Consider the following 21,320-nt stretch of genomic DNA (forward strand, 5'->3'; position numbering starts at 1 on the left):
ATACGGTCCGATGTATGGCATTCTTCTTGCTTTTAAGGAGTATGACCCGCAGGTGGGCATATTCGGAAGTCCGTGGGTAGGCTTCAAGTATTTCCACCAGATGTTTGAAATGAAATATTTTTGGACCGTCACGGGAAATACAGTGAAAATTAGTCTGTTGAAGATTCTCGTAGGTTTTCCTACACCGATCATTTTTGCCCTGCTGTTGAATGAACTGGTTTCCAACAAATTCAAGCGCATTGTGCAAACGATTTCATATCTTCCGCATTTTCTTTCCTGGATTATTGTAGCGGGCCTGATATTTCAACTGGTATCGCCAAGCTACGGTTTATATGGATTATTGGCGGATACCTTTAGCTGGAAGCCTCAAGTGCTGCTCGGCGACAGCAAATCTTTTCTGCAAATCTTGCTGGTTTCCAATGTATGGAAGGAAATCGGGTACAGCAGCATCATCTATTTAGCCGCCATTGCCGGGATAAACACGGATATGTATGAATCTGCGACCATCGATGGCGCAGGACGGTTTAAACAATGTCTATATATTACGATCCCCAGTATATTGCCTACCATAGCCATGCTTTTTGTCCTTGGACTCGGCGGGATTCTGGACGGCGGCTTCGATCAGATCTTTAACCTTTACAATTCCATGGTCATGCCAACGGCTGATATCATCGATACATTTGTATACCGGGTCGGCCTTGTGGAAATGCAATACAGCTTCTCCACGGCAGTCGGCATAGCGAAAAGCGTTATTGCGCTCATACTTGTATTGGCTGCCAACTGGATCGTAGGCAAGCTTTCTAATTATACGGTCTTCTAGCTTTTAACGGAATAAAGGAGTGTACACATGAAAAAAAGCATAGGGGCAAGAGCATTTGATATTTTTAATATCTCCCTAATGGTGTTCATATGTCTGACTGTTGTATTTCCATTCGTCCAGCAAATCGTGATTTCGCTTAGTCCGTCCAATGAATCGGGCGAAATCGGCCTTCACCTGTTTACCAGCAACCCTACCTTTGACTCCTATACGCAGATTTTTGCAACGGGCTCCATATTGGAAGCCTATTACTGGACCATCCTGCGCACCGTGCTGGGAACCGTTCTTACGGTTGTGGTTTCGGCCATGCTTGCCTATCCGCTGTCGAAAAGATATCTGCTCGGAAGAAAAATGTGGATGGGCTTGATTATTTTCACGATGTTTTTTGGAGGCGGACTGATTCCGACCTATTTGCTTGTGAAAGAGCTGCATATGCTCAACTCGATATGGTCACTGGTACTTCCCGGGCTTTGCAGTGCGTATACCATCGTAATCATCCGCAATTTCTTCACTTCTTTGCCTGTTGAGGTTGAAGAGAGCGCTTATATGGATGGGGCCAATGATTTTACCATTTTCTTCAAAATTGTTTTGCCGCTGTCAACGCCTATTATCGCAACCATAACCTTGTGGTCCCTGGTAGGCCAATGGAATGCCTGGTTCGACGCGATGATTTATATATCGAATGGCGAAATCAAGGTATTGCAAATCCTCTTGAGAGATGTGCTTAATAATGCCCAGGATGCTGCGATGGCGAGTGTAAGAGGAGGAGAGATCGTAGACAGCTCCGGGCAAAATTACACCGCGGAATCGGTAAAAGCGGCCATACTGCTCGTTACTACCCTCCCGATCATTATGGTTTATCCTTTCCTGCAAAAATATTTTGTCAAAGGGATTATGATCGGCGCCGTAAAAGGTTAATTGGGCTTCAATGTCTTCACATATAAATCATATCCAAGAAGAGGGGAAAATCATCGATGAAAAATGTCAAATGGCTTTCAGCATCACTTTCTATGGTCATTGCCGGCACGATTGTTATTTCGGGTTGCACGTCATCGAGCAATAACAAGAATCAGGCTGCAGATCCGGCAGTGCAGGCGGCGGACACACAATCAAGCCAGACCAAGAACGATTACACCGTCAATGTATTTACCACAAGAATTCAGCCTGATCCAAATTCTGAAGTCATGAAGCAGGTGAATGAAAAGCTTGGTCTCAATCTGAAAATAACCGCCGTTCCCGATGCCGATTACGATACCAAGCTCAACCTCTTCGTGGCATCGGGCGATATGCCTGATGTGTACAGCGGCTATACATCCAGCAGCGACGCTCTCTTTAACACAGCCGCAAATTTGACGGAAGACGAAGTCAAGCAGTATGCCCCCAATATCTATGCGTCATTTGTCAGCAGAGCGGGCGCTCAAAAAGACCATGTCCTGGATTTATGGTCCAAGGACGGGCAGCTTAAAGGCTTCAGCAATGGCGCTCTGGGCAACTCCTTGCCCTATGGCGTTGCGGTCCGTTCGGATATATTGGCGGAGCTTGGGGTCGGTATGCCCAAAACGATTGCGGATTGGGATAATGTGTTGAAAAAGTATAAGGAGAAATATCCCGACAATTACCCGATCACCGTTCAAAACGGCGGAGAAGGCCAGGCAATGTATTACTTCCTGTCCGCATATGGCGTAAGGCGCGACGCATGGGTCTACAAGGATAACACGATTCAGTATGCGCCATTTATGCCTGGAATGAGAGATGCGCTTATTCAGCTTAACAAGTGGTATGAAGCCGGTTACATCAACCCTGAATATTATACGATGTATCAAAACACATCGGCGCCGGTGAATGAATTTGTAAAGGGAAATGCGCTCTTTTACCAATACTACAACACCACTTTCCAGATAAGCCCGCCTTTCGATGAAGGAAGCATCGGCGCCCAGTTAACGGCCAATTTCCCGAATGCCAAGCTCGAATGGGCGCCATTCCCAACCCTGGGAGACGGAAGCAAGGCGCTTGTTGCGAATGCACCGATGTTCACGAATATAACCTTCTTCAGCAAAAAATTAGAGCAGGACAGAGACAAGCTGCATACCATCCTGACAGCATGGGATAAAATATTCAGCGATCCGCAGATGTATACGCTTGTCAAATATGGCTTGAAGGATACTCATTATACGACGGTTAACGGCGCTATGGTTACGAAGCAGGAGTTTTCAACCAATGACGCCAAAGCCAAAGAAGGCTTCGGATGGCCCTTCAACAGCGGGTTCGATGCGACAGATGAAGTGAACAAAGTCGTTCTTCCTCCTTTTGTTCAAGAAAACAGGCAGAAGCTGCTCTTTGACGATAACGGATTATACAGCCAGAAGAATGTCGATTATCTGGTTACAACGGATAAACCGACAGTAGAAGGCCCGATTACGTCCGAAGCCGGCGAAAATCTCGATGTCCGCAACCAAACGTACCTGACCCAATGGAACACCATGTTCACCTCCGTCATCGTGGGCGAGAAGAAAATCGAAGATTTTGACAGCTTTATTGCGGATTGGAAAAAACAAATCGGCGATGAGCTGGTCTCAAGCGCCAACAGATTGTATAACAAGTAAGTCCGGTGATTAACCGGCGGAGCAGCATGGTTTTAAAGGTTTTAGGTCGTTTTTAATCAAAAAAAGGTAGTATGAGATCAGCTTTCTACCGATCTCATACTACCTTTATATTTCTCGCAAACCGGTGAATAACAGGCGGAGCAGGCGGAAACAGTCTGGAGAAGCGCAAGCTGAAAGCTTTCGCAAGAAAGCTGCTTCGGAAGCATCCACTTACGACCTTTGTACCCCGAACAGCTCCTCGACAAGTGACAAGCGGCTAACCCGCTTGTAACACTTGCGAGTATCGGAAGACGTTTCCGCAAGAGCAGCCCGTCCTTTTCACCGTATCAGTAAACGAAATGAGGAGATAGATATGCTGAACGAAAAACAGACCGAACGAATGCTGGGTAAGCTGAAACGATTTGAGCACACGATTGAACCCTACATCTTCACCAAGGTGGATACCTTCGAGGTTGAAATGTACCGGACGCCGGAAAGACTCCATCAAATACCGCAAAGCCATCTGTTCAGCAGGGCCGATTCAGGCGAGAGCTGGGGCGGCGAGGGGAACTATTGCTGGTTTAAGGGCGAGTACCGGGTGAAGGACGGATTGGAGCATCAAGCCCTCTTTCTTAAACCGCATGTCGGAGGACATGAATCGCTTCTGTGGGTCAATGGATCGCCTTTCGGGATATTTACGGCAAGCCATGGCAATCACTACTGCGATCTGCTCAAATCAGATGCAGAGCGCGGAGAAATCATCGACATTGCATTGGAATCCTATGCAGGTCATTTCTCCATTGCGAGCCAGCCCCTGGCCGCAACACCGCGCTCCGATTATATGCACAAATACATATCAATGGAAATCTGCGTGAAAAACGATAAAATGGCGGATTTTTACTTCGATCTGAAAACCTTCAATCAAATGGCCGGCGCATTGGACAAGAACAGCTTTGTCAGGGCCAACATCATCAAAACATTAACGCAGATCCATGAGATTCTTTATTATTCTCCCGACAGTATCGAGCAGGAAATATTCAATGATGCCGTCAGACAGGCCAGCCAATTAATCAAAACCTTATATCAATACAAGAATACCTCACTCGCCCCCGTAGCGGCCGTTATCGGCCATTCCCATATGGATACGGCATGGCGCTGGACCATCGAGGAAACAATCAAAAAATGCACCCGCACCTATTCCAATCAAATCAGCTTGATGGAGCAGTATCCGGAGTACAAATTTGTACAGAGCTCCGCTTATCACGGAAAGTTGATCAAGGACCATTATCCCGAGTTGTTCGAAAAAATAAAAGCTGCGGTAAAAGCGGGCAGATATGAACCGAATGGAGCAGTCTGGATTGAGTGCGACGGCAATCTGGTAGGCGGGGAAATGATGCTGCGGCAGTTTCTGTGGGGGCAGCGGTTTACCCGGGAGCATTTCGGCTACACGTCCAACTGCTTTTGGCTGCCGGATACGTTTGGATACAGTCCTTCCATTCCGCAAATTATGAAGGGCTGCGGGGTCGATTATTTCCTTACGACCAAAATGGCATGGAACGATACGAATAAATTCCCTTACGATACCTTTTACTGGCAGGGACTGGATGGTACGAGAGTGCTGACGCACTTGAACAAAACCCATTTGTGGCCGGATCCGGAAACCTGCATTGACTCCGTATTTGACGGCCATAAATCGAGAGACGCAATAACCGACAAGACGGTATCGAATATGCGGCTGCTGGCGTACGGTTACGGCGACGGCGGAGGAGGGCCGCAATTTGAAATGATTGAGATGGCCCGGAGATCGGCCGATCTGGAAGGTTGTCCGAAGGTGGAGACGATGTTCGTGGGCGAATTTATGCAAAGGCTGGAGCAGTCGCTGACAAACCCTTCCGTATATGCGGGCGAGCTCTATCTGGAGCTTCACCGGGGAACGCTCACGAACCAGCATACGATTAAACGCAATAACAGATTGTCGGAAGTACGGCTGCATGATCTGGAATATCTCACCGTCCGGAACGCCGTCCATCATGATGCCATATGCATCGATACGCATATCAAGCCTCTTGTCGAGACGCTTCTTGTCAATCAATTTCATGATATATTGCCAGGCACGTCCATTCCGGCGGTCCATGACCGGAGCATCGAGGAAACAACGCATATCATTCAAGCCGCCGATGAATTAATCAGACAGGCCGTTCCGGCCAAAGCCGCGGAGAACAGCATTTCGGTCCTCAACACCTTATCCTTCGACCGCAGCGATGTCATCTATCTGGATGATGTGGAGGGGTATATTGTAAAAGGAGGCTACAAACAGCAAATTGTAACGGATATTTCGGGCTATCGCAAGCTGGCTGTTTCGGGCGTAAAGCTGGAAGCTCTATCCTCCGCAGTGCTTGAACGGGTGGAAGGCTATCCCGCTGAAGGCTCCTGCTTTACCTATGACGGCACTGTCCTGGAAACGCCATTATACAAAGTGGTTCTCGATGAGCGAAAATACATGGCGTCCATTATCGACAAGAGTCTGAACAGGGAGCTGAGAGGCCAGGGCTATGCCCTGAATACGCTGCTTATCGCCGAGGATGTGCCCACAGCCTGGGACAGCTGGGACATCGACGCCGATATTGAGCTTAAGTTCAAGGATAGCGCTGTTCTTCTGGGTAGCGAAGTCATATCGGATGGTCACGTCGAGTTCAGAATCCGCAACCGCTATAAGCTGACCGCCAAATCAAGCCTGATTCAGGACATGATTTTTTACAGCGGCAGCAGGCAGGTGAAATTCGAAACCTTGATGGATTGGCAGGACGATCACAGACTGCTGAAGACCGTATTCGATACGAGTGTGTTTGCGGATTTTGCGAGACAGGAGCTGCAATTCGGGTACATCAAGCGTCCGACAACACGGAATACGGATATGGAGAAAGCAAAGTTCGAGGTTTGCAACCACAAATATACCGATCTTTCGGAAAACAGATACGGCGTCAGTATCTTGAATGACTGCAAATACGGCATATCCGTCCATCATTCACAGCTTGCCTTGACCTTGCATAAAGGCGGCTGCCGTCCGGATTACCGCGGAGACAAGGGGGAGCATATGTGCTCCTATGCTTTTCTGCCGCATAACAGCGGATTTGATGCGGATTCCGTAATCAAGCCCGCCCACGAATTTAATTACAAGCCGCTTATTATTCCGGGCGAATGCAGCTTTGAAAAGTTTATCAGCGTCAGCGCGCCCAATATCATCATTGAGGCGATCAAGCCATGCGAAGATAATGATAAAGCCTATGTAATCAGGCTGTATGAAGCGGAAGGCACGTATACGAATTCATCTTTGGTCTTCGGTCAAGCTGTCAGGCGGGCCGCAGTGACCAACATGCTGGAGGAAGAAATTCAGGAGCTGGAGGATAAGAATGATATGCAGCTGAGCTTTAAGCCGTTTGAGATCAAAACGATCAGGATCAGCTATTAAAGCCTGGAAACGGCTTTGGACGAAAGAGGGAGGATGAATATGTTATTTGATCATCATTCGATCGCGCGGATTCGGGACGCTATCCGTAAGGATCCCTATGCGGCCAATAGTTTTGAGCTGCTGAAAAAAGACATCCTGTCCGTTGATTATACATTTGTCCAGGAGAAGCATAAGCTTCTTCTGGAATTAAACCATCGGGCGGCTGACGAGGAGAAAGCGTATTATGAACGTACTGCCTTGACAAGAGAGCTGTCGGAATTAAGCGTCAACGCCTCTTTTCTTTATCTTCTCGAACCTGACAGCAGCCTTCTGTCGATTGTGAAAGGATTGATTTCTGCGGTATGCAGCGCTGACAGCTGGTCCAATCTGGGGCCAAACTTCAAGGTGTGGAAGTCGGATCTGACTACGGCTGATATAGGCGTGCATATTGCGATTGCATTAGAGAATATAAAAGCTCAAATGCCGGAGGAGTATATTCAGGAAGTAACCTCTAGATTGCTCCATAACAGCTTTTATCCCTTGTACGAGGAATGGCTGTCACCGGAAAACCATGTGAATGCTCTGGATACGATGGGGCATAACTGGTGGAATGTCTGTATAAGCGGAATGGGCGTAGTTTTACTTACAGCCGGTAAAAGCAGAGTCCCCCAATTTGACTCCTGCCTGGATCAAATTATGGATTCGTTAAGAGAATGGATGAATTACCCCGGGAATATCCTGCAAAATAAAAAGGCCAATTTCGGAAGTGACGGGGACTACATAGAGTATGTCGGGTATTTTATGTATGCCTTCTCCAATTACTGTACATTCAATGAAATGTTGAAAAAAGATGATCGACTGGATGCTTTGGATTTCAGCGAGTTGGAGGAAAAGACGGCGGATTTCTATTCATCCTTTTTTCATAGACTGTGGGATGGACCGAGGCTTGCCGATTTTGGAGACATCTCTCTTCAAGTTGAGAAGCACAGCCAGTATATTTTTTATTTATGCGGCAAATTCAACAAATCGTGGACGCAGGAGAACTTCAAACAACTGAACGCCCGGCTTGCTTTGCCTTATGAATTTTATTTTTACAATCCCGATATAGCCTCGAGCGGTTGGCTGCCGCCCAGAGAAAAGATCTTTCATGATACGGGATATGCCATCATACGCAGCGGTTTTACGGCGGACGACACTTCTTTTATGATGAAAACGGGAGAAAGCTGGAATCACAATCATGATGATGCCGGAACGTTCGAGCTTGCCTGCAGAGGACAGCTGTTTATAACGGATTCGGGCAACTGCAGCTATGGCGATCCGAATTATGTGCAGTACTATATTAAGCCCCAAGCGCATAATGTGATCCATTTCAACGGCGGTCAGGAGCCGGACGATATCAGATATCATGGCACCAAGTATATGGGCAATTTCCCGGCCTTTCTGTCGACGGAACAGTATAAATATCTTCTCGCGGATTGCGCCGGCCCCTTCATTAACCAGTTCCAGCGATATTACCGCCATGTCATCTTTATCAAAGATATGATTGTCATGATCGACGATCTGTTTACCTATGAAGAGGGAAATCTGCATTATAATCTTCATGTGAACGGGAAAGTGGAACTGGATGCGAACCTCGCTGTTCTGACCAGCCATGGCGTACAGCTTGAAATACACAGCTTGTTCCCGCGAAATAAAGAGTGGCAGCTGCAGTCCGGATATGCCCATGAAATCAAGAACGGAGGTTCCGCTGCACCGGTCCAGCCGGAGGTTGAATATTTGCAAATATCAACGCCTACGGAGGAACGGCGGGAGAAGTTCATTCATTGCTTCAAGCTGCCTTCGGGCAGCACCAGCGAGGTTCGAATCACGGCTGACGAGGGCGAATGGGCCAAGGAAGTCATTATTGAAAGAGAAGACGGCACGGAACGCATCATATACAATATGAGCGCAGACGGAAGAGTCATGCATCAGAATTCCTCCCTTACGTACAAAAATATAGAGACAGATGCGTTTATCATTTACATCAAGAGCAGCCATGACGGTAAAATCCTTCAAGTCGCGCAGCATAATGGCAGCCTGTTGAAAATTGACGGCATTTGTTACATCTCTTCCATGCTTAAAAATGACAGCCTGTTGAATCTGGAGGACGGCAGCATTACGGTACACAACACTTCCGATGCCAGCTGTTATTTTAAGACCTCGCCGGCGCAGCCCGGAAAATTCAAACTCAAGGCTGGCACAAGCACTATAAAAATCTAGCACGCCGGAGATTACAAGCTGCTCGCCTAAACCGCAATACAAAAAATCTGCCGAATTTGACTTCGGCAGATTTTTTTGTTATTCCCGCCCATCCATGAACTGCTTCGGGCTTTTTCCCGTAATTTTTTTGAAGGTTCTGCTGAAATGCTCTGGTGAAGTATAGCCTACTTTTTCACAGATTTCATATATTTTCAGATTCGATGTTTTGATGAATTCGATCGCTTTGGTAATTCGGATATGCGCTAAATAATCGATGAAATTGGTATTCTCTGTTTCCGAGAAAAGGCGGCTGAGATAACTGCTGTTGATATTAAACTTAAGGGCGACAGATTGCAGGCTGATATCGCAGGTATAATTCTCTTCAACAAAGTGCTTTACCTGATTGATGACCGAATTCTCGCCCTTGCGGGCCTGAACCCGCGACATGACGGAAGCAAGCCACTTGTTCAACGAGTTCAGGTCGCCGTAAAATTTCAAATGCTTTTCATACTCATTGCTTAAAGCGCGAATTTCGCCATGCAGTCCATTTTGCAGCGCAAAGTCGATCAGGATAAAATGATATTTCATATAAAGGTCCATAATGGCATGAATATGGCTGGCGTTCACAGATCCGGGAACGACCATAATTTTGCTTATATCCGCTTTGCCGTTATCAAAAAGGATGGAATTGAGCAGCTTCTTCAGTATGGAAATTTGCTTCATAACATCGATTTCCAAAGGAGGCGTTTCATCCAATTGTGCCGTATACCGGATGATCGACCCGTTGCCTGCAACAAAACAGTAATCGGTGGAAATCCGCGCCTCATGAATGAGCTCGGGAAGCCGGGCGAAATCAGAAGCGATACGGCTCAAGCCCAGATTAATATTGAAGCCTGGGGGACGAAAGCTGTCATATACATGTTTTAAATGTTTCATGATCGAAGAGTCTGATTCCTGCCTGGAATAGAGCAGAAGGATTAAATACTCATAGGGTGAAGTCTGAACAATTTCATAACGCACTTCACTCCCGGGGGCCAGCAGCTCTTCGGTATGGGATAGATATTCTGAAATTTCATGCTTGAAGGATGCTTCGGGAAGGGCGGCATGAATATCCATTTTATTCAGTTTCAATATCGCCAGCGCTAATCGTTTTTGTTCATTTTTGCACAGTAATTCCTGGAGAGTACCGATATCGCTAGTCTTTATATTTCCCGCAGCCAGCCTGCTGAGCAGGTTTTCCTTCATTAGTTCTCCGCTGGAATAGGGCTCCGCTTCCCGGCTGGAAGTGTCCGGCTTGAATTCAAGTCCGGCTGCAGAGGTTTTGCTGTCGTGTAATCGCAGATTGGACAAGGTATTATAAATATGATCCTCAGTCATCTCGGACTTCAATAAATAATCTTTGGCGCCAAGCATGAACGCTTCCTTGACTAAATGAAAATCGTCATAGGCGCTGATGACCATAAAGTTTAATTCGCTCCGGATGGCTAAAGCCTCTTTGATCAGAACCAGTCCATCCATGACCGGCATCCTCAAATCAGTAATAACCAGCTCTATGCTGCTGTCCTCAATGATCCGCTTATAGGCGTCTTCGCCATTGAAGAACTCGCCCACCAGCTCCAGCGATAATTCCTTCCAATTAATCATGCTTTTGATCATCTGTCTGACATAGGGCTCATCATCCACAATAATAACGTTAACCGTGATCCTTCACCCGTTTCTATTAGGAATAGTTTTCGATGTGTTCAAACGAAATGGGAAGCTCATCCTCGATATTCTTTAGTACAGGCAAAATGATTTTCACGTTGGAATATTCGCCTGCTGCGCTTTCCAGCTCGATTCCATAGGGCTCTCCGTATTGGAGTCTGATTCGTTTATGAATATTGACTAAACCGATCTGCAGGGAATCCGAAACAATCGTTGAATTATGCTCCAATATATTCTCCATGATAGAGTCCGCAATACCGACCCCGTTATCGTAAACAGAAATGATATGGATATGATTATCTTTTAAATAGGAAGAGATGATGACGCTTGCAAAAGCCCCCGAGTTTAATTTCTGATTTAATCCATGCATGATGGAATTCTCGACGATAGGCTGCAAAATCATATGGGGCACAAACAAATGTTGTGTGTTTTCTCCTATATTATACGCTACATTTAATTGGTTATCATACCGAAGCTGCTGCAAAATAATATAGTCCTTGATGTTTTGGATTTCTTCCCCCCATTGAATAACATGGCTTGTATGGCTCAGGGTATTCCGAAGCAGACGGCTCAAGGTTACCAGCATCGTGGCCGTTATTTCATCCTTGTGATTCATGGCAGAGAAGCGGATGGAATTGATGGTGTTATATAAGAAATGCGGATTGATCTGATATTTGAGCATGTCAATCTCGGACTTTCGCTTCTTGCCTTCGATTTCAATCGTAAGTGTAAACAGATTGTCAATTCTTTTTACCATCTGATTAAATCCGCTGATGATTTCCCCGATTTCATTTTTTGAATGCTGTACGATTTCAATTTTAATATTCTTCTCGCCAACCTTTTTCATGGCATGGGCCAGGCGCTTGATGGGAAGTATAATCTCTTTGGAAATAAAGAAAGAAAACAGGAACATGATGATCAGCAGACCCGCTATCAGAAAAATGGTAAAGAAAATAATGGATGAGGATGCTTTTGTTACATGCTTGGATGGAGACAGCTGAACGATATGCCAATTGGAAGTGGTTGAAAAGCTCTGTAAAACGAGATAGTTATCGATATATTTCGTATGAGTTGAATTTTGATCGGAAGGCATCTGTTGGATAATTTTATTAAAATGCTCTTCGCTTGTCTGGGGAACGCTGTCATTGCCGGCAATTATGTTACCGTTTCCATCAATAACTCGAATGATGCTGTCCGCAAATCGAAGATGATCGTTTAACAGATCGGTAATCTTTTGCTGATTAATCAGGATGACAAATTGACAGATGCTCTCCGTCGGGTTGTTACCAATGATGTCATAGATGTTTTTAGTAATGATCGTATAATTCCCGTCGAACAAACCGAAAGGGCTGGACTGATTGCTGAACCAGTGCATGTTGGGCGTATTTTTTGTATTTACAATAATTGGGTTATCTTCGAAATTATTCATAATGGATACAAAATCCTTATAGCTGTATACGACCCGCCCGTCAATAACGACCATTGCGGCAGAGATCACATCGTCCGTTGCAAACAAGCTTTTGATTTGCGGATCAAGATTAATCGCACCGCTGTACTTGGCCTGCTGGATCTTCCCATTCTTCATATCATTGGATGTGGAGATCACCGCATTGTAAAACGTGGTGGAGTTGGACAGGATATCGGTATATTTTTGAAACCTTGTATACAAATTATCGAGGGAAGACTGGCTTTGCCGCATATCAAATGAAATCGTATTGACCAAATCCTGCTGCGTGTTTGTCTTGATATTATAGTAGGAGTAATAGGAAAGAGCCAAAAGCGGTATTACGGAAAGAAAAAGATAATATAAAAAAAATTGGGTTTGAATTTTGGTTTTGATCGCAATCAGCTCCATCCTTTGTATGAATATGAAACAGATTTCATATGAATATTGTGATATTATTATGTTGCAATAAAAAATCCCTTTAAGAAAAGAGAACCAAACGTGATGATCAAAATAATCAAGCCTCAGGTGGAGGCCGAGCTTCGAACCTTCGTCGGGGCTGACGCCTATATTCACAGCGAGGCGACTTCATTTGTTTTCGTCCGCAATTTCAAGGTCAAGGTTACCCATGCGTACGTGGCTGGGGATGGTCCCTTTCGCGCCGCAATTCGCTTCGATGGACACGGGTGGCTCCGTATGGAAGCCCTCACACATTATGAGGTAGACGGGAACGGCCGTCTTCTGCTGGCTGGCTATGACGACAGAGGGCGGATGAATGTCGCCCTGCACCTGGGAAAGGAGCCATTTCCGGAATGAACAACATCGAAAAAGCACCATTGCGCAAGCTTCTGGCGGTTTTTGCGCATCCTGACGACGAGTCGTTTATTTGCGGCGGCACCCTAGCGAAATATGCCAGCGAAGGAGTCGACATTACGCTGGTGAGCGCCACCCGTGGCGAAATGGGGCGCCGAATGGGCAATCCGCCGTATCTCAACCGGGAAACGATGGCAGCCGCCCGCGAAATAGAGCTGCAGCAAGCGTGTACAAGCCTGGGTATCGGGCGTCTGATCTTCCTCGATATCCGCGACAAGACGGTTGAATTTGCCGATGAGGCCGAGCTGACGGCGCGAATTGCCGGCTTGATCCAAGAAGTCGATCCGGACGTCATTCTTACTTTTCATGAAAAGCTGGGCGGACACCCGGATCATTGCGCGATCGGAAAAGCGACGACAGCCGCTTTTCAACAAACCGGGCAAAGGGGAAATCTGTACTTCATTACGTTCGGCGATGCGATGGAGCGTCCGGAGCGGTACGGTTATACCCGCAAAGACGTCGTCAAAATCGACGTGCATGCTCATCTGGAGGCGAAGCTTGCGGCATTCCGCGCCCACCGCTGCCAGACCGAAATCGACGAATGGGTATGGCAGCCGGATCAAGAGGCGCTTGCCAGATTCGGCGGACATGAATATTTTCTCAAGGGAAACACTGGGGAACGGGCGCAAGCTCTCCATGATTTGTTCAACGCATAACACTTGAATTTCTATAGTTCAGAAAGAAGAAACTTGCATCGTCCAAAGGATGAAGCAAGTTTCTTTTTGCAGCGTTTCCTCCCCGTGTCACAGGGACTTCTCGCCTAAAGCGGCAGCGGCCAAGCTGTTAAGGACCATATTATCCATCGGCGGATTGTGCAGGCCGGCGCGAACGTCCCGGTAGTACCGTTCCAGGGGCTGCTTGCGGGACAAGCTTGAAGCACCGACAATCCGCATCGCGAGGTCCACGATTTTGAGGGCGTTATTGGTGACTGCATACTTGGCCAAGCCGAGCTCCGGTTTCAGGGAGGGCCGCGTCTCCTTCTCCCGGTCCCAGCGGTCCGCCGCTGCATACAGGAGCGAACGGGCGGTTCTCAGTTCGACTTCCATCTCCCCGATCAAGTGCTGGACCGAGGGGATAGAGGCGATTGGTTCGGCCAGGCTATTTGGACGGTAGGAGCGGGCAAATTCAAGGGCGTAATCCCGTGCAGCCAGGGCAATGCCCATATAGCATGCCGGAATATGCAGCAGCCAGCCGCCCCCGTCGTCCATGCCTTTTCCGGAAAGCCGCATATCCGTGCCTGCAAAAACCTCGTCCAACACCACATCATGGCTCCCGGTTGCGCGCATCCCGAGCGTGTCCCAGGTTTCCACAACGGTCACCCGGTCTGTCCGATGAACAAGAAAGTCGCCCGTACAATCTTCATCCGGGATATAAGCCGATACGACAAAACGGTCGAGAATCGGCGAAAGCGTGCTGAACGTTTTGCGCCCCGTAATCCGCCATCCACCCTCTATGGCGACTGCCGTTGTCTCGGGCCGTCCGCCCCGGCTGGGACTGCCGGTTGCCGCTTCACTGGCAAAGGTATTGATCATGGTCCCATCCTTCACGATAGAGCGGCACAAATCGGCAAAAATGTTCTGCGGCCATTTTCGGGTTGTCCGGAGATGAAGAACCTGCCCGATATGCCATCCGACGGCCAATGCGGTCGAACCATCCCCATACGCGAGCCGTTCCTGCAGCATCACGAGGTCGTACAGCGAGAGCCCGTCCCCGCCGAATTCCTGAGGGACTGTCAGCTTTAAATATCCGGCCTCCCGCAGGTCGGCAAAATTCTCAAACGGGAAAGATCCTTCATGGTCATGCCGCGCGGCCCTTTCCGCGAAACGGGCAGCCAGCTCCTCTACTTTGCCGGCCCGCATCCGCTCTTCCTCACTGCGAATATATTGATCAATATATCGAATCATCAGTCACACGCTCCTTCCCTCTTATTATACCAATTGGCACAGGGTCATGTACAAATTGAAAGAGTGCTCCAAGCGCGGTTCAAAAGAAAAAGCAGCATCCCCGGAGTTCCTCCCGGGATGCTGCCTTTGCGGTAATAACCGCCTAGTGTCTGTACGGATCCGGCGGCACAATCTTGATGATGGGAAGGTACGGATCTGGTGGTACCATGATGGGAAGGTACGGATCCGGCAGAACAAGCACGATGACCGGGGGATTGCGATCGGGTGACAGGAGGGCGTCCGATGCAAAGGCCAAGCCTGCGGTTGATGCAAAAAGTCCAACTGCCACCGTAAAAACAACCATTATCTTTTTCATTTGTTCATTCACCTCTTTGCGTTATGTGTTCTCTTCTGTAAAATACTTTACTCGCGTAATAATGGGTTGGCTATACTCAAAGAATTGAGTATATCTATCCTGCTCTTGTGGAAGTAAATTGGACGGATGTTTCGGCAGCATACTGGAACTATGATGCGATTATGGAAGCCTCCATCCCTCATCGGTTCGGAAGTCTGGGGGACGGTATGGAGAACTGGACGGAGTAGAGCTCAAGTTTTAAAAGAATAGCCCAAGTCCGAATCCCCTGCTGAATCCCTTTTGCCGGATCAATCGGTTTTTTCGATAAAAAATCAGAGTTCTCCTCAAAGACTTCCCTTCAAAAAACAATTATATTGTAAGGAGACCAAAAATAAGGGAGCGCTTACAATGGAGAATAAAAAAGTTGTTTTCGTCAAACCGTGGCAGGTTGAAGTGGTGGAGGAGGCATTTGATCCGCCTCCCATTCTGGCTGAAGAGGCAGTCGTGAGGAAGCTGTTTACGCTGATCAGTCCAGGAACGGAACTGGCCTGCTTGTCCGGGGACGAGAGCTGGTTTCAGATGCCGGGAACGCCGGGCTACGCCTCGGTCAGCGAAATTGTCGAGATGGGAGAAGGGGAGTCTGCCCTGCGGAAAGGGGACATCGTTTTTCATTACGGGGATCACTCGAGGTATCAGGCCGTTTCGACCCGCGGAACGTTCCTGAAGGTCCCGGAAGGGCTGGACTTGCGGTGGGTGCCTTTTACGCGCATGGCTACGGTGGCCGCTACCGCCATTCGGGTGTCCAATATCGAGCTTGGCGATTATGTGAGTGTTACGGGGCTCGGACTGGTTGGAAATATGGCAGCCCAGCTGGCCGGACTGCAGGGGGCTAATGTTATTGGAATTGACCTGTCCCGCAAAAGGCTTGAAATTGCCGAACGCTGCGGATTATTCGATACGTACAACAGCGGTGAAGGGGGAGCCAAGCGGAGGGTGGAGGAAAGGACGGACGGAATCGGCGTCTCCACACATATTGAAGCCACGGGCATTGCCCGGGTTGCCGCTCAGAGTCTGGACTGGATCGCCAGATTAGGGGAGATCGTGTTCCTGGGCAGTCCAAGGGGGGAATTTAATACCGATTTGACTGATGTGTTAAACTATTGCCATCTTTATAACCGTGGATGCATTACATTCAAAGGGGCTCACGAGTGGCGTTATCCCGTTGAGCCGAATGAATTTCTCAAGCATTCCCTGGTGCGCAACTCGCAAATTGTATTCGAGCTTATGAAACGCGGCAAGCTGCAGATTGAGCCGCTGATCAGCCATGTGCTGAAACCGGAGGAAGCGGCATCCGCATATGAAGGATTGCGGAATGACAAGGATCAATACCACGGGGTTTTATATGATTGGACCTGATTCCGCCGGCTTGGCAGAATAGGCTCCTTTTCTTTTATAATAGTGATAGGAGACAATCGAATGTGAAGCCTGCCGCGCAGGGGCGGATCAGTATCACAGGTGAAGCGGGTTCGGAGGGATAGACGATGGAAGCATGGATGAATACGATTTCTCCCTTTGTGAGAAAGGTCAAAATTCTGAAATCCTCCTCCCTGTCGGGAGAATGGGTGGATTATGATCATGTGTTTACGTACATCGAGCAGGGCGAAGCGGATTTTATATTGAACGGGGTGAAGTATCTCGTTCAAGAGGGCGATGTTCTCCTGATGAGTCCATTCATGTCACATATCATCCGCACGACATCGGCTGCTCCTGTTATTCAATACATCTTTCATTTCGATCTCTACTATGACGGCGAGCGAAGCGCCTGGACGGAAACCGGAATCACGATGGACAAGCAGAGACAAATCCCGGAACGTGAGATGCGGATGGCTAGCCTTCTGCCCATCTCCCACTTGCGTCCGGCAGACCGTATAGACCTGAAAAGAAGCTTCCTCATGATGCACAAAGCATCCCTTGATGAACGCGGGAATAACGCGCTGCTCATGAAGGCGGTTTGCATCGAGCTGCTGTTCCTGTTCTTAAAAGGCCAGATTAACAGCGGCTCCCATGAGGGCAAGATGACCAAAGGCTGGCTATTCATTGAGAGAACCATCAGCTTCATTAACGGGCATTACTGGGATCCGCAGCTGGACAATGCTTCCATTAGCAAGCATGCCGGCATCTCGACCAATCATTTATCTTTTTTATTTAAGGAGCAGCTGAATATTACGATTCACAAATATTTGACGCATGTCAGAATCGAACAGGCCAAGCAGCGAATTCTTGAGGGCGGGAAAACGCTGACCGTTATTGCCAGGGAAGTAGGATTCTCGGGCATTCACCTGTTCAGCCGCGCCTTCAAGGCAATGGTCGGTGTTACACCCAGTCATTTTCAAGCTTCGAACTCTAAATTATGGAAATGAATAAACATTAACTGGCGGAGCAGGCGGAATATGCGCTGTTGACTTCACGAATGGCGCATACAGTTCAGAACTTTATTTTCAGTTCCGGACTGTCAATTATCGACAAAAAACTATAGTCATGGTAAACTGATTAAGCGACAAGAAATTATGGTCAATCGGATCGTATTCTATTCAACTGCATACTATGATGTTCCTGAAATAAAGTACTGCTGCTTTATTTCTTTTTTTATTTTGAGAGTGATGATAATCAAGCGTAATGAAGTGTCAACGGAAAGGAAAATGATCATGCCTAATGGAAACAACCGTAAACCATGAGAGTGACTCTGCAAATGATCGGATAAAAGAATTTAGCGTAGTCGGCATCGCCGCTTCACCAGGGAAGCTGGAGGGTTTGGTCCAATTTTTGCGGCATGTGGATCTCATCCGCGGTCTTTCCTATATTATTGCGCATCACGATGGGGCACAATCGAAAGACTTTCCGCTGGCACAGCTCTCCAAGCATACAAAGAAGCAAATTTTTTATGCGGAAGACAATATGGAAATCCGGCCGGATTGTATTTATTTACTGCCCCCTCAGCAGGATTTCAAATTCCGCTCGTGGAAAATATTCCTAAACAACTATCCTTCCGTTGAAGCTGAAAATCAGCTCTTGCCTGCCGACCGCTTTATGCTGTCGCTTGCCGAAAGTTTTGGAAGCAATACGATCTGTATCCTCTTGTCCCGGGAAGGTGTCGACGGAGCAGTGGGAATTGATGCGATCACAAGAGCCAACGGGCTGGTGATGGTGGAGGAAAAAAACACGGTCAGCTCCATCCGTTCCGCGGGTAAAGAGCTGGAAGTCGACTGGAATGATTATTTTCTCGCTCCCGGGGATATGCCTCAGCACATTCTGGAGTATATCGGATTTTATACGAATCAGACCAAAGACTCCATTGCCGAAGAGCTCAGAACCTTGTTTGCGATTCTGAAGCAAGCTTCGGGCGTTGATTTCTCCATATACAAGCAGGCCAGCATTATGCGGCGTCTGCAACGGCGGATGGGGATTCAGGAGCTCGATAATCTCAAGGCATACAACTATTTTTTATATCATCATTCGGATGAGGTCCTCGCGCTGCAAAAGGATTTATTGATTGGGGTGACGCAATTTTTTCGGGACCCGGGCGCCTATACGGCTCTATATGAAAAGGTGCTTCCTGCGATCTTCGAGCAGCAGGGGGTTGAGAAACAAATCCGGGTCTGGGTAGCGGGCTGCTCTACCGGTGAAGAGGTATATTCGCTCGCGATCCTCTTCTCCAAATATATGGAGGAAATTGAAGAAACTTTTGAAGTCAAAATATTCGCGACGGATGTGGATCAGGATTCTATCCGCTTCGCAGGCAAAGGCATTTACCCCGAATTCATCTCCAAAAATGTACCGCCGGAGTATTTGCAGGCTTATTTCACCAGCCAGGGAAATGAATATAAAATAAATAAAGAAATCCGGCAGATGGTGATTTTTGCCCAGCATAATTTACTTCATGATCCCCCTTTTACTCAGCTGGATTTGGTCTCTTGCCGCAATCTGTTAATTTATTTGCAGCCCGAAATCCAGCAAAAAGTGATAGCCCAGTTTAATTTTTCCTTGAAGCCGGAGGCCTACTTATTTCTGGGGCCCAGCGAGACATTGGGGAAATTAACGAAATTATTTAAATCCCTGGATAACAAATGGAATCTTTATCAACATAAATCTTCTACATCCACACCTGGCGAATACGGACAGGAGAATACAGAGAATAGGAAGAGGCTTAATCACAAAAATAAAGTAATCTCCAGATTAAGGGAAAATGAACGAATTCATAAATTGGATACAATTTCTGCGAGGTTGATCGAAGAATATGTAGGCGCATGCATTATTATCGATCAGAACAACGACATTATCCATATCAACGGCAATGCCAATCAACTCCTTATCATCCCGAAGGGGAAGCCAACCCATAATCTATTGAAAATGGTGCCGGAATATTTGGCGGTGATCATTGAAACCGTACTGCATAAAGTAAGAAAAGAACTGAAGGAAGTCGTGTACCGGGATATTGCGATCAAAGACAGCTTCAAGGGGCACTCCATACATATAAGGGCGAAGTCGTTTGACGTCGATACGATCAACGATAAATTGATGATCCTTTTTTTCGAAGAAGCGGAAATGCAGCAGGAAGAAGCTCCTGTTCACGTCAAGATGGAGATTCAAGCTCCAATTAATCTTCAATCGGAAACGGAGATCGAGCAGTACATCCATGAATTGGACAGGGAACTGGTCAATGCCAAGCGATCTCTGCAGGCTGCCAACGCCAAATTACAAATTTCCAATGAAGAGCTGGAAACCTCCAATGAAGAGCTCGGTATGACTAACGAGGAATTGATCGTTTCCAATGAGGAATTGCAAAGCACCAATGAAGAGCTGCAATCGGGAAACGAAGAATTGCTGGCGGTGAATCACGAGTACCAATTCAAGATTCAGGAATTGACCGATTTGAACCTGGACATGTCCAACTTTTTCAACAGCACCAATGTAGCGACTGTTTTTGTGGATGCCAAATTGATTGTCCGCAAAATTACACCTGCCATGACCAAAGAGATTCATTTGGGAGAATTGCTTATAGGACAGTCCATCGCCGAGATCTCGCCGCATCTCAAATATGATCAATTGGTGGCTGATGCGAATAAAGTTCTTCTCGCGGGCGTGACGATAGAGAAAGAGATCCAGAGCAGCCTGGACGGTAAGTGGTTTCGTTTGAAAATACTGCCTTTTCTTACGTTTGACTCTGTCAATCAAGGAGTTGTTATCACATTTATTGACATTACGGAGCTCAAGAATGCGAGAATGCCCGATTTGCACACCTCTGAGGTGCTTACGACCGTGAGCCTTCTGGCAGCGAGAATTGCACAGGAGATACGCAATCCGTTAACGACGCTTAAGGGGTTTACGAAAATGCTTGTGCCGGGTTCAGCCAAAATACAGCATATTGAAATCATGTCCACCGAACTGGAACAAATTGAAGCGATTACCGATGAATTGCTCATTCTTGCCCGCCCTCAAAATCTGCATTTTGAGAAAACGGATCTCATCCTCATTTTACAGGATGTGATTTTACGCTATGAACTGGAGGCCGCTGCAAAAGGCGTGGACATCATTACGAAATTTGCGAATCAGATCCCCCTGGTCCGGTGTGTACCCAATCAAATCAAACTCGTGTTCAGCAATATTCTTAAGAACGGCATCGAAGCTATGACGGAAAGCGGAAATTTGTTCATCAAGGTGAAAGTCGATGCGAATGAATCGGTCATTGTCAGCTTCAGCGATACGGGCATCGGTATTCGCGAGGAGGAGATGGCCAAGCTAGGGGATATCTTCTACACGACGAAAGAAGAGGGCTTAGGGTTAGGCTTGTTGATATGTTATAAAATTGTTGAGAATCATCACGGCAGTATATCGATTAAAAGCAAATCGAACAAAGGGACTCTTGTAGAGGTTAGCCTGCGCTAAATTTCTTCAAAACCGTGACTGGCGGAAGGCAGA

At 47.2% G+C, this 21,320-nt stretch carries 14 protein-coding genes; 10 read left to right on the forward strand and 4 right to left on the reverse strand.

The window, feature by feature from the left end; all coding sequences use genetic code 11:
• Positions 1-52: 52 nt before the first annotated feature.
• The 5 genes from AC0YNV_RS30040 to AC0YNV_RS30060 all read left to right on the forward strand — a co-directional run bounded on the left by AC0YNV_RS30040 (position 53) and on the right by AC0YNV_RS30060 (position 9,106).
• Complete coding sequence (locus AC0YNV_RS30040; RefSeq protein WP_210044810.1) at positions 53-820, forward strand: ABC transporter permease; 768 nt, start codon at positions 53-55, stop codon at positions 818-820.
• Positions 821-847: 27 nt separating this feature from the next.
• Entirely contained in the window at positions 848-1,735 is an 888-nt protein-coding gene (locus tag AC0YNV_RS30045; RefSeq protein WP_210044811.1) for a carbohydrate ABC transporter permease, read from the forward strand.
• Between the two features lie 56 nt (positions 1,736-1,791).
• Positions 1,792-3,420, forward strand: coding sequence for a type 2 periplasmic-binding domain-containing protein (locus AC0YNV_RS30050; protein WP_475771310.1), 1,629 nt, complete (start codon positions 1,792-1,794; stop codon positions 3,418-3,420).
• Between the two features lie 352 nt (positions 3,421-3,772).
• Positions 3,773-6,868 carry an alpha-mannosidase gene (locus AC0YNV_RS30055; RefSeq protein WP_475771311.1) on the forward strand — a complete coding sequence of 1,032 codons (3,096 nt, stop codon included), beginning with the start codon at positions 3,773-3,775 and terminating at the stop codon, positions 6,866-6,868.
• A gap of 39 nt (positions 6,869-6,907) precedes the next feature.
• Positions 6,908-9,106 (forward strand): heparinase II/III domain-containing protein, encoded by a 2,199-nt coding sequence (locus AC0YNV_RS30060; RefSeq protein WP_475771312.1) that lies wholly within the window; start codon positions 6,908-6,910, stop codon positions 9,104-9,106.
• A 78-nt stretch (positions 9,107-9,184) separates the two neighbouring features.
• Here AC0YNV_RS30060 and AC0YNV_RS30065 read toward each other — a convergent pair whose 3' ends face one another.
• Positions 9,185-10,768 (reverse strand): response regulator transcription factor, encoded by a 1,584-nt coding sequence (locus AC0YNV_RS30065; protein WP_475771313.1) that lies wholly within the window; start codon positions 10,766-10,768, stop codon positions 9,185-9,187.
• 37 nt (positions 10,769-10,805) lie between these two features.
• Complete coding sequence (locus AC0YNV_RS30070) at positions 10,806-12,512, reverse strand: sensor histidine kinase (protein ID WP_475771314.1); 1,707 nt, start codon at positions 12,510-12,512, stop codon at positions 10,806-10,808.
• 225 nt (positions 12,513-12,737) lie between these two features.
• Between AC0YNV_RS30070 and AC0YNV_RS30075 the strand changes: the two genes are divergently transcribed.
• Complete coding sequence (locus AC0YNV_RS30075; RefSeq protein WP_475771427.1) at positions 12,738-13,049, forward strand: DUF1806 family protein; 312 nt, start codon at positions 12,738-12,740, stop codon at positions 13,047-13,049.
• Complete coding sequence (locus AC0YNV_RS30080) at positions 13,046-13,762, forward strand: PIG-L family deacetylase (protein WP_475771315.1); 717 nt, start codon at positions 13,046-13,048, stop codon at positions 13,760-13,762. Before AC0YNV_RS30075 ends, AC0YNV_RS30080 begins: the two co-directional genes overlap by 4 nt.
• 87 nt (positions 13,763-13,849) lie before the next feature.
• On the opposite strand, the gene AC0YNV_RS30085 is transcribed toward AC0YNV_RS30080, so the two are convergent.
• Positions 13,850-15,010 (reverse strand): acyl-CoA dehydrogenase family protein, encoded by a 1,161-nt coding sequence (locus AC0YNV_RS30085; RefSeq protein ID WP_475771316.1) that lies wholly within the window; start codon positions 15,008-15,010, stop codon positions 13,850-13,852.
• A gap of 142 nt (positions 15,011-15,152) precedes the next feature.
• The gene (locus AC0YNV_RS30090) at positions 15,153-15,365 is read right to left on the reverse strand and encodes a hypothetical protein (protein ID WP_475771317.1); all 213 of its coding nucleotides are present in this window, start codon (positions 15,363-15,365) and stop codon (positions 15,153-15,155) included.
• Between the two features lie 387 nt (positions 15,366-15,752).
• Here AC0YNV_RS30090 and AC0YNV_RS30095 point away from each other — a divergent pair, with 387 nt between their 5' ends.
• The 3 genes from AC0YNV_RS30095 to AC0YNV_RS30105 all read left to right on the forward strand — a co-directional run bounded on the left by AC0YNV_RS30095 (position 15,753) and on the right by AC0YNV_RS30105 (position 21,287).
• Positions 15,753-16,760 (forward strand): zinc-dependent alcohol dehydrogenase, encoded by a 1,008-nt coding sequence (locus AC0YNV_RS30095; RefSeq protein ID WP_475771318.1) that lies wholly within the window; start codon positions 15,753-15,755, stop codon positions 16,758-16,760.
• A 125-nt stretch (positions 16,761-16,885) separates the two neighbouring features.
• Positions 16,886-17,764 (forward strand): helix-turn-helix domain-containing protein, encoded by an 879-nt coding sequence (locus AC0YNV_RS30100; RefSeq protein ID WP_475771319.1) that lies wholly within the window; start codon positions 16,886-16,888, stop codon positions 17,762-17,764.
• A gap of 292 nt (positions 17,765-18,056) precedes the next feature.
• Positions 18,057-21,287, forward strand: a complete 3,231-nt coding sequence (locus tag AC0YNV_RS30105; protein ID WP_475771320.1) for a CheR family methyltransferase — start codon at positions 18,057-18,059, stop codon at positions 21,285-21,287.
• Positions 21,288-21,320 lie beyond the last annotated feature (33 nt).

It is taken from the genome of Paenibacillus sp. JT31N11 (assembly GCF_056269285.1).